Annotated in this window: 9 protein-coding genes and 2 pseudogenes; 6 read left to right on the top strand and 5 right to left on the bottom strand. The window is 47.9% G+C overall.

The window, feature by feature from the left end:
• Positions 1-66: 66 nt before the first annotated feature.
• The 5 genes and pseudogenes from Z042_RS15750 to Z042_RS15735 form a co-directional block, all read left to right on the top strand.
• Complete coding sequence (locus tag Z042_RS15750) at positions 67-1,557, top strand: carboxypeptidase M32 (RefSeq protein ID WP_024910727.1); 1,491 nt, start codon at positions 67-69, stop codon at positions 1,555-1,557.
• A gap of 279 nt (positions 1,558-1,836) precedes the next feature.
• Positions 1,837-2,112, top strand: a complete 276-nt coding sequence (asr, locus tag Z042_RS15745; RefSeq protein WP_024910728.1) for an acid resistance repetitive basic protein Asr — start codon at positions 1,837-1,839, stop codon at positions 2,110-2,112.
• An 88-nt stretch (positions 2,113-2,200) separates the two neighbouring features.
• Positions 2,201-2,281 carry a small membrane protein YdgU gene (gene ydgU, locus Z042_RS26960; RefSeq protein ID WP_470255775.1) on the top strand — a complete coding sequence of 27 codons (81 nt, stop codon included), beginning with the start codon at positions 2,201-2,203 and terminating at the stop codon, positions 2,279-2,281.
• A gap of 126 nt (positions 2,282-2,407) precedes the next feature.
• Complete coding sequence (locus Z042_RS15740) at positions 2,408-3,217, top strand: trypsin-like serine peptidase (protein WP_024910729.1); 810 nt, start codon at positions 2,408-2,410, stop codon at positions 3,215-3,217.
• A 133-nt stretch (positions 3,218-3,350) separates the two neighbouring features.
• Positions 3,351-3,805 (top strand): annotated as a pseudogene (locus Z042_RS15735) (DDE-type integrase/transposase/recombinase); the annotation flags it as partial.
• A gap of 44 nt (positions 3,806-3,849) precedes the next feature.
• On the opposite strand, the gene Z042_RS15730 reads toward Z042_RS15735, so the two are convergent.
• Positions 3,850-5,058, bottom strand: a complete 1,209-nt coding sequence (locus tag Z042_RS15730; RefSeq protein ID WP_024910730.1) for an IS256 family transposase — start codon at positions 5,056-5,058, stop codon at positions 3,850-3,852.
• Between the two features lie 72 nt (positions 5,059-5,130).
• On the opposite strand from Z042_RS15730, the pseudogene Z042_RS26070 reads away from it, so the two are divergent.
• Positions 5,131-5,294, top strand: a pseudogene (locus Z042_RS26070) (IS481 family transposase); the annotation flags it as partial.
• Between the two features lie 46 nt (positions 5,295-5,340).
• Here Z042_RS26070 and Z042_RS15725 read toward each other — a convergent pair.
• Genes Z042_RS15725 through Z042_RS15710 form a run of 4 tightly spaced genes read right to left on the bottom strand, consistent with a single transcriptional unit; the run spans position 5,341 to position 14,033 of the window.
• Positions 5,341-5,949, bottom strand: a complete 609-nt coding sequence (locus Z042_RS15725; RefSeq protein WP_024910731.1) for a DUF6707 family protein — start codon at positions 5,947-5,949, stop codon at positions 5,341-5,343.
• Between the two features lie 12 nt (positions 5,950-5,961).
• Entirely contained in the window at positions 5,962-10,449 is a 4,488-nt protein-coding gene (locus Z042_RS15720) for an RHS repeat-associated core domain-containing protein (protein WP_024910732.1), read from the bottom strand.
• Positions 10,450-10,462: 13 nt separating this feature from the next.
• On the bottom strand, positions 10,463-11,782 hold the full coding sequence (locus Z042_RS15715; RefSeq protein ID WP_024910733.1) for a tetratricopeptide repeat protein: 1,320 nt from the start codon (positions 11,780-11,782) through the stop codon (positions 10,463-10,465).
• 25 nt (positions 11,783-11,807) lie between these two features.
• Positions 11,808-14,033 carry a type VI secretion system Vgr family protein gene (locus Z042_RS15710; RefSeq protein ID WP_024910734.1) on the bottom strand — a complete coding sequence of 742 codons (2,226 nt, stop codon included), beginning with the start codon at positions 14,031-14,033 and terminating at the stop codon, positions 11,808-11,810.
• Positions 14,034-14,159 lie beyond the last annotated feature (126 nt).

The raw sequence follows: 14,159 nt of genomic DNA, 5'->3' as shown, positions 1-14,159 counted from the left end.
ACGCTTCATCGCACAGCCTGCAACGCTGTATTGGTGAAAATATGGGGCATAATATGGAGTTGAATCATGACATCTGCACATTCCGCCTACGAAGAGTTATGTACGTTATTCAGCCGCCTGGCGCGTTTTGATCATCTTTCTGCGATTGGTGGCTGGGATATGCAAACCATGATGCCGCCGGACGGAAGCAAAGCACGTTCTGAAGCGCTGGCAGAATTAAGCGTGCTGAAACACCAGATTCTGACGGCGCAAAAAACGGCGACGTTGCTTGAACAAGCACAGCAAGAATCTTTAAATGGCATCGAAAGTGCCAACCTGTTGGAAATGCGCCGCCAGTACGATAATGCGGTTTTGCTGCCAGAATCGCTGATCGAAGCGAAATCACTGGCGGGCGCTCGTTGTGAGCATGCCTGGCGCGCACAACGCCCGGCCAACGATTGGGATGGGTTTAGCGAGAACCTGTCTGAAGTGGTCAAACTGACCCGTGAGGAAGCGCAAATTCGGGCTCAAGCCGCTGGAACCCGCCGTTACGACGCCCTGCTAAACCTGTATGAACCCGGTATGCGCAGCAGTGATTTAGACCGGATTTTTGGCGATCTGAAAACCTGGCTGCCTGATTTACTGCAAAAAGTGGTCGCCAAGCAGGAAAAAGAACCCTGCCTGCCGCCGCAAGGCCCGTTTGATCTCGAAAAACAACGCAAACTCGGTTTGAGCGTGATGAAGCTGCTCGGTTTCAACTTTGACGGTGGGCGCGTTGACGTGAGTGTGCATCCTTTCTGCGGCGGTGTTCCACAAGATGTACGTATCACCACTCGCTACAACGAGAACGAGTTTCTTACCGCGTTGCTTGGTATTGTGCATGAAACCGGCCATGCCCGTTACGAACAGAACCTGCCGCGTGAATGGCTAGGCCAGCCTGTCGCTCTGGCTCGTTCTACCGCTATTCATGAGTCACAGAGTTTGCTGTTTGAAATGCAACTGGCACGCAGCAGCGATTTTATGAAAATCCTGCGCCCATTAGTTATCGCTCAGTTTGGTGAACAACCGGCGTTGGAAGAGAGCAACTTCATCCGCCTGAATCAGCGCGTCAGGCCTGGCCTGATCCGCGTCGATGCTGATGAAGTCAGCTACCCTGCCCATGTGATCCTGCGTTATGAGATTGAGCAAGCCTTGGTTGAGGGTGACATTGAGGTGGAAGATATTCCGGCATTGTGGAACGAGAAAATGCACAGTTACCTCGGCTTGGACAGCGTGGGGAATTATCGCAATGGGTGCATGCAAGACATTCACTGGACCGACGGCGCGTTTGGCTATTTCCCCACTTACACTCTTGGCGCGATGTATGCCGCGCAGTTGTTCCAGCAGGTGCGCCAGGCGATCCCGAATTTAAGCGACGATATCGCAGCAGGCGATTTAAGCGCCTTATTTCACTGGTTGCAGCAAAACATCTGGCAACATGGCAGCCGCTACTCTACTGAAACCTTGATCGCCAACGCCACGGGCGAAGCGCTGAATCCACGCTATTTCCGCCAGCACTTGGAAACGCGCTACCTGTAATCCCCTTCTGGCACAGGTAACACTGTGCCTTTTCACGCCTGTTAAACAATGCATAGTGCACTGTGTAACCCGATTAACGGTAGTCACAGAAAAAGAAGTGGTTAATCCACATATGTATGTTGTAACTAAAATAGCGTTTATACGGTTAATTGTAGGGCTGTACATTAGGTTACAAGCCGAAACCAATCACTCACGGAAGGTCTTGCAAACTTTGCATAAGATTCTTTCAACGGCCCCTCAATAGGGTTGAAACACAAACGGTCATTTGAGGAATCAACCATGAAAAAAGTACTAGCTCTGATTGTTGCCGCTGCAATGGGTCTGTCTTCCGTCGCTTTTGCTGCCGATGTTGTCGCCCCCGCAGCGTCTGGAGCTACCACGACTCAATCAGCGCCGGTTAAGGCTTCTCACATGAAAAAACATCATATGAAGAAAGCCCCTGAACAAAAGGCTCAATCAGCCAAGAAACACCATAAAGCCAGCAGCAAAAAAGCGCCGGTTCAGAAAGCCCAGGCCGCTAAAAAGCACCATAAAAAAGCCAGTAAAAAGGCTTAATGGCAACCTGACGTGAGGCCACCCTCACCTGCTTTGGTATATTTTCCAACACCCGGTTCGCCGGGTGTTTTCCATCGGGGGTGTCACTATGCTGCGTCGCTACCTGTTTGAGATCATGCTTGGCGCGTTGATCATCTGCGGATTGATCGCCACCTTTTTTTATCTTTAATTTCCCGATAATTACCTTAGTAACTTATTGGAAATCATTTAATAACCATCCAAATATCAAATAAATCAGTCTATAGTTAGCATTCAACGTACTTATGGAAAATCCGTATTTGCTAGGCCAAATCTTATGCGTATATCCGTTTTGTGTTTTTTATTGTGCTCAGCTCCATTGGTTTTTCCATTTTCGGCCTCTGCAAACGGCTCCTCCGAACAAACACGTTTATTTTTTGGTAAAGATCAGCGCATTAAGATTACGGAAACCCGCGCTTGGCCTTGGCAAGCCATTGGTCAGATAGAAACCGCCAGCGGTAATCTGTGTACCGCCACGTTGATTTCGCCTCATCTGGCGCTCACTGCGGGCCATTGCGTGCTGGCACCGCCAGGTAGCCTGGATAAGGCTGTTTCTCTGCGTTTTATTGCCACCTCCAGCGGTTGGCAATACCAGACGAAAAATATCGAAACATTGGTTGACCAGAAGTTAGGCGAAAAGCTCAAACCCGATGGCGATGGCTGGATTGTACCCCCTGCCGCCGCCGCTTATGATTTTGCGCTAATTCGGCTGAAAGACCAGAATGCTTTGCCGATTAAAGCGCTGCCGCTGTGGCAAGGCAACAGCAAGGCATTAACCCAGGCGTTGAAAAAGGCAAAGCGCCTGATTACTCAGGCTGGATACCCAGAGGATCATCTGGATAATCTCTATAGTCACCAAAACTGCAAAATCACCGGTTGGCCGCAAAAAGGCGTGCTGTCACACCAATGTGACACCTTGCCAGGTGACAGTGGTTCCCCGCTGTTGCTGAAAACCGCCGATGGTTGGAAGTTGATTGCTATCCAGAGTTCAGCACCGGCGGCGGCAGACCGCAACCGGGCCGATAATCGGGCGCTGTCTGTTACCGGTATTCGTGAGGCTTTGGATGATTTGGTGGCGGGGAAGTGATTCTGTGTAGCTGTCATTGCCTTAGAGAAGCGAGTTAACCAGAACAGTATTCCTAACAGGCAGGGTAATAAATACATCAGTAAAAACAGAATGTTATTACACGCAACGATCCTAAAGTCCTTTCTAGGATCAGGTTAAACCTGTTGTTAAATTCCGGCGTAAAGCTGATTTCATTCGCTACGAACGCCCTGTTCCTAGTGATCGGGTCCAGATGGATACCTGTAAAATTGGCCCCGACTTATATCAGTACACATCTGTTGACTATTGCACTCGCTACAGAGTCCTGCGGCTGTACTCTCGTTGCACGGCTACGAACACACTGGATTTTATTGATTGTGTTATTGGAGAAATGCCTTTCCCAATACAGCGCTTTCAGACAGATCGGGGAAGAGAGTTTTTTGCCGTTAAAGTACAGGAAAGGTTGAAAGAATACGGCATCAAGTTTCGTCCAAATAAACCCGCTTTGCCTCATCTTAATGGCAAAGTTGAACGTTCTCAAAAGATAGACAAAGCAGAATCTTACGCTACGTGGACCTCTCAGTTGATGACCTGAAGGCGCTACTGGCAGAATGGCAGCATTACTATAACTAGAACGTCGAGCCTGTCCATAATTCTGTGTAACTGCCTGCCTATTAAAGGTGATCGTTTAGACGGTCACCGAACTCGATAATAAAACGACTCATTGCCAACCGCCAGTTCTGGATCGGCATACTCCATTTTTTCGACGCCGCCTCGATCGCCAGATAAATAACCTTCCTCACCGAGTCGTCTGTCGGAAACACTTTACGTTTCTTTATCGCCTGCCGGATAACGCTGTTCAACGATTCGATGGCATTGGTCGTGTATATGGCCTTGCGGATATCTGCGGGATAACCGAAGAACGTGTTGAGATTTTCCCAGTGACTACGCCAGCTTTTGCTAATTTGCGGGTATTTCTCATCCCACACACCCGCGAATTTATCTAACGCCATCAGGGCTGCCTCCTCAGTCGGGGCCTGGTACACCGTTTTCAACCCGCTGGTGACCGCTTTGTAGTCTTTCCACGACACGTACTTCAGACTGTTACGCACCATGTGGATAATGCACCGCTGGATGTGGGTTTGCGGATAGACGCTGTTTATCGCGTCGGGGAAGCCCTTCAGGCCGTCTATACAGGCAATCAGGATGTCTTGAAGGCCTCTATTTTTCAACTCAGTCAGCACATTGAGCCAGAACTTCGCCCCTTCATTCTCGGCCAGCCACATACCCAGCAGCGCCTTTTTACCCTCGGTATTAATCCCCAGAGCCAGGAACACGGCCTTGTTGATGACACTGCCATTATGACGCACCTTCACCAGGATACAGTCAAGATAAACAATGGGATACAGTGCGTCCAGTGACCGGTTTTGCCACTCGGTAACCTGCTCTTTAACGGCGTCGGTGACTTTGGATATCAGCGTGGGTGACACGTCTGCATCGTACATCTCTTTGAACGTGGCGACGATTTCCCTCGTGGTCATCCCTTTGGCATATAAAGATAAAATCTGGCTGTCCATCTGCGTGATACGCGTCTGGTTTTTCTTGATTAATTGAGGCTCAAAGGTGTTTTCGCGGTCACGGGGTGTATTCAGCTCGACCTCGCCATCATCAGTGAGTAGCGTTTTGGACGAGTAACCATTACGGGTATTCGAGCCTGCTTTGGGGGCATTTCTCTCATGACCGAGGTGCTCGGTCAGTTCAGCATTCAACGCTGTTTCGACGGTGAGCTTGGTCAGCATGCGAGAAAATGCATTGAGGTCAGCTTCAGTTTTAAGGCCTTTAGCCAGTTCGGCCGCAAGTGCCTTAAGTTTCTTTTCGTCCATAATTTGCCTGTCTCCGTTGTCAGGAAGAACATATCAAAAACAGGCAATTACACAATTTAAATTACAGTCTCGGAACGTCCCAACGGTAAAACTCCGATGGAGCGCTACTTCGAACTTGCTGAGCAAACGCCATACTCTGATGCCGTTCACGCAAACTATCAGCCCAATGAGAACATATACAGGAACAGAATTACAAACTTGAACTTGAGCTAAGAAAACTGAAACGATGTCTATGAATCACACACCTAAACTAATTAATTTAAGGCAATGATTACTCATGCATCAAAATATAGAAGCCAAATCGATTTCTTTTAATAGAATATTGATTTTTACTTCATTATCTTTCATTTCAGACTCAGCTTTATCTACTGAGTATATTTCCGAACCGCCCATCTCACTTATTTTCATCAACTTAATGAAGTTTGACAGCCTCCTAGCTGCTTCCGCGTCTTTTCTATTAGAAATCATAGCCTCCTGAACTTTATCAAAAGATAAAGCTTCACCCTCTAAAAACCTTTTATATACTCTATTCTTCACTTTCACTTGCATATCATTCCCGATACTCAATGGAGATAGTATCTTATTCTTCAACATCGAAACATCATTTAACTGGTCAAATGCCCTTCTTATTCTGATAGCTAAAACTAATGCTGCATCTACCCATGTCCAAGAATCATAATTACCATCAAATTCACATTCTGATATACCATCAACTATCTTTAGTGCGAGCTCTAATTTTCCATATATATATAAAATATACGCAAATTTTACTATTTTCTCCAACTCATCATTATTATTTTCATCAAAAGATAATGACAAAAATTGGCTAATCCTCTTCACATCGGTGGGTATATCATCATTCTGAATTTCAATAAAAATATTTTTATCCATATCACTCCCCTTTTAATCAACAATTTTAACTTTTACTACTGTTCCGTTATCATAACCACTTAAAGCACTACCGATAGATGATCCTGCTCCACGATTGTCTCCAGGAGAAATATACTCTACGCTAGCTCCCGAACCGCCTTCTTTGAACATAGCCATGGGCCACTCATCTCTATCAGAACCTTTTTGAGTTGGAATACCAAATAAAGAATCTTTTCTATTTTGTTTAGAGCCGTCACGATCAATAGTAATAATAGAAGGATGACCCGCATTAATTGCATCTTGAATATGCCCCGTCGTTTCAGGATATTCTGCTCTACTTATTTCCAAGATAATGTCATGGTCATCACTATCTCCTTCTTTAACTTCACATCCTTTTAACCCTAGCGGGTCTGCCCACATTAAAGTGTTAAGTGCAAACCTATAAGGATTAATCCCCCCAAGCAACCCTATCGGATCCTGACTAATAAATACTCCGCAAGCCGGATCATAATAGCGATAGCGGTTATAGTGTAAACCGCTTTCTACATCATAATACTGCCCCTGCATACGCAACGGCTGGCGCAGCTGGCTGGTGCCCGTCACGCTCAATTGCCCAAACGGGGTGAACTGCGCCTCCCAGACGACTTCGCCCTCATCATTTTGCAGGCGGATCGGCATGCCGTTCGGATCGTTTTGATAAAAGTAGAGTTGCTCCTCGCTTAATGGCTGAGCATCCTCATCTTCCTGACACGCTACCGCCGCACTTTGTTGAAAGCGCTGCATAGCCCTGGGTTCAAAACTGCCGGGCTGGTACACATAGAAATGACCGCTGTACACAATGCGGTCCGGCCGATCCCAGGTTTCGGGGGTAATCTCTGGCGGCACAACGTCCCGCCGCAGTTCACCCACCATCGCATCACCATCCCAGACAAACCAGGTTTCATCCTGCAAAACCGGTTCACCGCGTGATGCGGTATCTTTATCTATAACCCGCAGACCATCAAGCAGTTTTGTTGGCCGCTGATAGTGCCGTTTACCAACCCTTCTTCCTAACGCATCATAGATATAAGCGTGATCATGGTGCTCATTATTAAGGCCGCTTAACCGACCAAACTTGTCCCAACTCAGGGATAAGCGGCTAAACCTATCGGTACGCGCCACCAGTTGGCCCATCTTGTCAAGCTGGTAAGTGGTGCCATTCTCATGCCGTGTATGCCTACCCTGTGCGTTTTCCGCTACGGTGCTGAACCGATCGCCACAGGCATCATAGCGATAGCGATGTAACGCACCCAGCGGATCCTGGTAGCCAACAATCTGCCCCAGCACATCATAATGATAGCGCTCAACGCCTTGCCGGCTGTCCTGCCGCTGTGTCAGGTTACCCTGATCGTCGTAATAGTATTCCGTCTCACTCCAGGCCAGCCCCTTGCGCTGCGTTTGGTAACATGCCAACTGCCCGGCAGCGGTATAGCTGAGATGGTGCGACAAACTCTGCGTCAGCCGTTGTTCCGTCAGCCGGCCAACGCTGTCGTAGCTGAACTGCATGGGCGCATGTTCATCAATTTGCTGGCTGATGCATTGCCCCAGCGCGTCGTAACCGTAGCGGAGCCGCTGTTGTAGGGTGATATCGAGTTCATCTTCATGTTGCAACAAGTGCCGTTGTTCCACCTGTTGCCCAGCAGAGTTGTACCCATAACTGACCGTTGAACAAACCTGCCGTTGTGCCTGTATTTCCTGTTCTAGCTGACCATCTTTGTTGTAGCGCCGGGTTACCCGCACATCACGGTTAACGGCTTCGGTCAGTTGCCCCTGTTTGTTATAGCTATAGCGCTCCCATGCCTGTTCATCACCTTCTATACGCTTTTCTGTTATCCGCCCTAACTTGTCGCAGGTGACCGCCAGCATCTGGCCCAATGGATCGCTACTGCCGGTTAAATGCCCGACAGCATCGTACTGATAACGTCGGCTCTGCCCCCAGTAATCAACCTCCTCGATCAGTCGGCCTTCTGCGTTACGTTTAAGCTGCCAGACTTCACCGCGCTGATTCTTCACGCCAATCAATTGTTCTTCGGTGTCATACAGATAGTCAATCTGGCTGCCATCCGGTTCGATGCGCGTTTTAAGTCTGCCCTGGCCAAAATAAGCTAATCGCGTAAAGCGCGTTCCGTTCTCCCCATAAAGCAGCAGATTATTTTCCCGGTCATATTCGCAGGTAATCTGCCGCTCATCGGGCAACAAACAGCTAATCAACCGTTGCTTATTGTCATACTGATAGCAGGTGGTATCCCCGTTCGCCGCCACTTTTTTTAGCAGTTTCCCGCTAAAATCATGCTCGAATAGCGTCGTATTGCTTCGAGCATCGGTAATCGCCTGCAAGAAGCCTAAAGCATCATAGTTCAATTCGGTACGTTGCTGGTTGGCATCTACCACTGCCACCAGTTGCCCAAGGTCATTATAGGTAAAATGGGTCGAAATATTGCCCGGTGTTGTCTGGGAAAGCACGTTACCTTGCGCGTCCCAGGTTTGCCGCCAGAACCGCCCTCCTGGATCGGTAATACATACCGGTTTATGGTCGTCGTTATACCGTGTTTTAACACTGCTCCGATCGGCAAAGGTTTCTTCTATCAGGTTGGCATATTGATCATAGACCCAGCCCCGCGTGTTACCCATAGGATCAATTTCGGCAATAGTTCGACACTGTTCATCATATTGATAGCTGTAAACGCCGCCTAATGGCGTGACGCGCGCAAAGGGAAGCTGACGCTCGTCGTAGCGCAACAGTGTGGTATGGCCTAATGAATCCGTAATACGGGTTTCTTGATAGACCCGATCATAATGGAAATGGTAATCAAACAGCCCGTCGTCACCCCAAGCGTGCTCAACCCGATTCAAGCCATCGCTATCACGCTGATAGCTATAGTAGAACGACAAACCATTGCGATCGGTGTGCCGCACCATCTGGCTTTCAGGAATATAGGCAAACTGATAGGGGTTACCATCGGCATCCAGCACCGCAATAAGATCGCCTTGCCCATCGTGACGATAGCCAATCAGGAAACGTTGTTCCTGGCTGGCTTTATTCACCAGCACCAGATCGTTGAGCATTCCGCCAAAGGGGGCGTTTTCATCCTGAATAATATGAATTTCACGCCCCGAAAAACCACCTGGCGCCAGTTCAACCAGCGCCAGCAACTGCTGGCTGCTATGGCGTTTGAATTGCCAGCCACTGCCGTAAAGATCGGCAATTTTTTGTATTGGCAACGTCAAACGATCTTCTGCCGTAAACGGGATAACGGTATTTTCCCAATCATCTGGCAGCATGAAGAAATATTCTTCGTCACGGCGCGTGCGTAGAATCAACTGGTTGCCGGAACGGTACAGTGCATGCCCTTGCTGCCAGTCATACACTCGTTCACCCCATCCTGGTTCAATCGGCATGAGAGAAAATACGGTTTCATGGTCTGGGAAACGGGCCACGACGCCAAGTTCACCCTGATCTACCAGAATTTCCAGCCGAATATCCGCCGGGCATTGCCAATGTTGGCCAATGGCACCAACACTGTTTTTTTGGCTGTTATAGTAACGATCCCACACCAGAGGGAAGCGCCCTTTAACCACAAAATCATTTTGTTCAACTACCACGGCACCGGTAATTGAATTGACGGGTTCTGCATCCAAGATCTGGCATTTAAGAAAACCTGATTCTAAATTCAGTTTTTTCGCCAGATCCTTCGCCAGTTTAGACCCACGAAAAGCCGTGAATAATCCTTTAAGCAAAGCGATAAGATTCAATACCGGCATTCCACCCACCACCACCGGGCGGCCCATGGGTATTGGTAACATAACGGAAGTAGGCAAAGAGGTTCCGTTGCGTTGAGTATGTGCCTTATTCTTATCAGGTGACGGCAACCCAACAAACCAGCAACTCATCGCAGGCAAAGCCATATAAGAAAGCGGATCGCTGTTTGCCATTACCGTTTTGCTTCCCATAAAAGACTCTGAATCTTTTCTTGGGATTAGCGGAGCGAAAGCCGTTCCTAGTGGAAAATGTAGCCCCGGAATATGAAAAGTATGTGTCCCTACCGTTGCACGTAAAGTACCGTTTATTTTTACCGGTCGGTTTGAGCCACCGCCCGTACCGATATTCCCCCCTAACTTATCGACAATGCCATCTTTTAATGAGGACAGCTGATCTTTGGCATTTTTTATTGCCAACCCGGTTTTAACCACCGGGTTATTAGAGACGGCATCGATCACCCCACCAACTTTACCGACTAGCGCCATGCCTTCAGCAACTAATTCAGGGTTATCCTCCATAATATCTTCGGCCACTTCGCTAACAAAGCTAAAGACAATTGACCCGATCACAGATACAACGCTGTTAAGACATTCCCGTAAATCCAATACAAAACCCACGTGCGGATGCGGGATTGGCACCGGCGCTGGCGCAGAAGGGATAACTACAGTATGAACATCAATCCCAATAACGGGATCAAAGTGTTTCACGGCTGGCAGTGCCATTATTATGTCCTGATCAGTCAGTGGCTAAAGTTGTTTTCTCTGTGGTTGAAGGGGTAATAATACTCAACCATTCATCGCCATATAACGTATGAAGGAGAGTAAGCAGTTCATCATAATGGTCCTCCCAACGCCCATAGTTTTGATACATCCAATAAGCGGCGACACAGAGATTACTATTAATTTTCATCTCATCATCTAATAGCAAACCCGCTTTTAATGCATTAAACCCAGCACTCCAGGCGCAATTAAATTGATTAATCTCCCGCCAACAATAAGCCCCCATTCTCCAGGCCTCGATAGTTAATACCGTATCACCCGCAGCGGTGGTATAAGGAACAATACGTTCATAACATTGCGCAGCCAGGGTATATTCTTTTTGGCTGAAATAGACGCTGGCTTCGCCAAACAGCGCATTCGCGACCAGTTTATTCCCGGCGGGATGATTAACGGCTATTGCACTTTCTCCTTCTTTAACGGCAGATTGGTAGGCAGCTAACGCTCGCGATAAATCCTGCCATTTTAACTGTGCTGCACCCGCTAATAAGTAAATCACCACGCTTTGATCGAACCAGCCCTCTTTTCGTGAAATAGTTAACGCTTGCTCTTGTAAGCGCGCCAGGCGTGAAGGATCGTTTAGTGGAATAGTTTCTGTCAGTGCGATGAACAAACGCCGAAAATCTGCGCCAGGGCCCCGCTCCGTAGACTCTTCAACCATTTCCCCAGGCGCACTGACCATATTATAAACCCCGTGAATCAGGTGAATGCTTTCAGGGGCAACCAGTGATAATGATTGAAGCCTCTCTGAAAGCTCCCCATAAATAACCAAGCGAACACGTTCGGCCAGCCATTTATCCAGACACAGTTCGGCCGTTAACTTTAAAATCCACTCAGCAAATAATGGCTCAGAATGAACAACGTTGGGCTGAAATACCCAGACAAAACCGGGGAAAACATCTGGATGATGTTGAATAAGGCTTTTAGCGATATTCAATAATATCGGGTTAGCTCCCGGTGATTCAAACTCAGGGGGCTGCCAATCAGCAACGATCCCAGCAGCGGCGGAGCCCTCACGCCGTTGATGGTAAAAATCAATGATATTTTTTATCACTGCATCGGTAAATTGCTCACCAGTTTCAAAGACATCATCAAACTGCATCACGGCACAGGCGTTTTCTTCCTGTACTTGAAAATAGGTTTGTAGCAAAGGCGTGTCGGCTTCATTCACCTGCCATAATAATAGTTTTGCTTTTTTATTTTCGGCAAAAACCAACCAGTCATCATGTGCCCGCATAAAGCGGCGTTCAATAGGGTTACTTAAACCTTGGGCTTCCATACCAAATGCCCTCCCTCGTGATGGGTTAAGGATTTAATTTTACGATACTGCCTTCCATAATATTTTCCATAGCAGCGCAACACGACACGGCTTTACCCTTGATATTATGCGTACTCTCAGCAGCAGAGGAGATATTAACTCCTATAATCGTTATATTACCCTCACTATCCATAACGATACTGGATAAACCACACTGAAGTATCAGACTGGTTCCAGCAGTAATGGTGATAGAGTCATCAACGGTGAGTTTATTATTACCCTTTACTCTGGTCGAATTATCATTCCCAATATAAGTTTTCTTATCCCCTCCAATTTTACTCCTTTGGTACCCCGCTATCTTCAGCGTTTGATTCACACCAACCGTATTTTTTTGCGAACCGGCTACATCATATTCTTGATCCAGATCTATTTTGGTTTTCTGTTTGCCTGATATCAAAAGCCGATCGTCGGCTTTTATCGCCGTTTGTTGCCCGGCCTGTACCTCAATGATGCGATCCTGGGTAACATTAATTCGCTGTGCACCGGTAATCGTCATGGTTTGATCTTTGGTAATATCCATGGTTTGAGCGCCCGAAACGGTGACTTTCTGATCTTTGGTTACCGTTTCAGTGTGGTTGCCTGAAACCGTCGTCGTGCGATCGTTCAACACCGTGGTATTCATGTCCTTTTGCGCCCGCAGCGACAATTGCTGCTTACCTTCCTGATCCTCAAAACGCAGCTCGTTATAGCCGGCCCCTTTATGCGTTTTTGACTGCAACGCCATCTGAGTTTTGGCCCCAGGCAGCGCCGAAGGTGGCAGATTGCTCGCATGATAAGTACGCCCGGTTACAATCGGCTGATCGGGATCACCGTGCAGAAAATCCACGACGACTTCCTGGCCAATGCGCGGGATAGCCAGCATCCCCCAACCTTGCCCTGCCCACGGTTGAGTAACGCGGATCCAACATGAGCTCTGATCGTTACTTTTGCCATAACGATCCCACAAGAATTGCAAACGAACGCGACCATACTCATCACAAAAAATTTCTTCGCTTGCGGGCCCCACCACCGTCGCTATCTGTGGGCCATCCATGACCGGTTTTGGCAGCGGCGTTGGCCGCCAGGTTTGCCTGGGGGGAATAAAACTGAAATGGTTAAACAACACCGTACCCTGATCGCCAGACGTTTGTTCCAACGCCTGCATTTGTTTACCCGTATGCTGGATGCTGACTATCTGCCAAGCATGGTTCAAATCAGTACGCGGATGATTATTCAGGCTAAATAATTGCCCTGGCTGCAAGGTAAACTCGTTGCTTTCCCCTTGCCCCATATTCGCGTCATTACGCAGTGCTTCCAAGCGATAGTGGGTGAAATCCTTGCCGTGCTGTTCATCTTTGAACCGCCCTGGGAAGTCAAAATGTTCGTAATCCGGCCTCTGATTCTGTAATTCCCGCGCTTGTTCATTGAACTCGGCCGCCCATTTAGGATTTTTAAACGTGTAATCTTTCAGCTGAACCGAGGCTGGGCGTACCTGCGCACTGCGGGTAAAATGAGTAACACACAGTTCCTGAGCCTGCGCTGCCACGTTGGGGTTATAGGGTAATGACGCCCCCTTCGGCAACGCCCCCACGTCGTCGGCATACACCACCGTATTTCTACCGGAGCCAAACTCAAAATAGTAGAAAATCCCTTCTTCGGCCGTCAGGCGCTGGATGAAATCAAAATCCGTTTCATTATATTGCACGCAGAATTCACGCGCCGGATGTGGATGACGAAAACCGAAAGCAAAATCATTGATACCGTTTTCTTTCAGCAAGGTAGAAATAATGCTTTCGATAGATTCCAGTTGGAAAATCCGTGAGTTCTGGCGTAAAGATGTGCGCCACAGCGCCGGGCGGATCACCATGCTGTAACGGGTTTGGTGAAATCCCGTATTCCCCTGCTCAAAGCTGGCGACCATGCCAGTAATGCTGCGCTGCAAGACACCTTCGCGCCAAATATAGAGCGTAGAATCTTGATCCAGCACGGCAGAAAAATCCACGGCGGGATTGGCGCTGGCCAAACCGACGTGCAAAACAAACGGTGTTGAGAGTGCTTCGTTGAATGAAAAATCCACGACTACAAATGTCTGTGGGGGTAAACCCGCAGCCGTCAGCGTAAATTGCAGTCCAGAAGGTGCTTTGCTTGCCGCAGAAAGGGTTGTCGTATCGGTGGAAATCGCGCTGGCCTCGCTAAACTCTTTTGTTTGGACCTTTTTACTATCAGCAAACATATCTATTCCTTTATGGAGATTAATGCGCAAACTCCGCCTGCGGAATCAGTGGAAAAGTAAAGGATTCACAGCTCATTTCGATATTCATATATTTGATGAGATAAATAAGACTTTTATATCATCTCA

Source organism: Chania multitudinisentens RB-25, assembly GCF_000520015.2.
In the GTDB taxonomy this organism is placed as follows: Bacteria; Pseudomonadota; Gammaproteobacteria; order Enterobacterales; family Enterobacteriaceae; genus Chania; species Chania multitudinisentens.
Note: the sequence above shows the minus strand (reverse complement) of the source record. Positions and strands in the feature narration are given on the sequence as shown.

What these genes read in the sequence shown, in the direction of transcription:
- Z042_RS15720 (WP_024910732.1), bottom strand. Translation starts at nt 10,449, where the DNA reads ATGGCACTGCCAGCCGTGAAACACTTTGATCCCGTTATTGGGATTGAT.
- Z042_RS15740 (WP_024910729.1), top strand. Translation starts at nt 2,408, where the DNA reads ATGCGTATATCCGTTTTGTGTTTTTTATTGTGCTCAGCTCCATTGGTT.
- Z042_RS15730 (WP_024910730.1), bottom strand. Translation starts at nt 5,058, where the DNA reads ATGGACGAAAAGAAACTTAAGGCACTTGCGGCCGAACTGGCTAAAGGC.
- Z042_RS15710 (WP_024910734.1), bottom strand. Translation starts at nt 14,033, where the DNA reads ATGTTTGCTGATAGTAAAAAGGTCCAAACAAAAGAGTTTAGCGAGGCC.
- asr (WP_024910728.1), top strand. Translation starts at nt 1,837, where the DNA reads ATGAAAAAAGTACTAGCTCTGATTGTTGCCGCTGCAATGGGTCTGTCT.
- Z042_RS15725 (WP_024910731.1), bottom strand. Translation starts at nt 5,949, where the DNA reads ATGGATAAAAATATTTTTATTGAAATTCAGAATGATGATATACCCACC.
- Z042_RS15715 (WP_024910733.1), bottom strand. Translation starts at nt 11,782, where the DNA reads ATGGAAGCCCAAGGTTTAAGTAACCCTATTGAACGCCGCTTTATGCGG.
- ydgU (WP_470255775.1), top strand. Translation starts at nt 2,201, where the DNA reads ATGCTGCGTCGCTACCTGTTTGAGATCATGCTTGGCGCGTTGATCATC.
- Z042_RS15750 (WP_024910727.1), top strand. Translation starts at nt 67, where the DNA reads ATGACATCTGCACATTCCGCCTACGAAGAGTTATGTACGTTATTCAGC.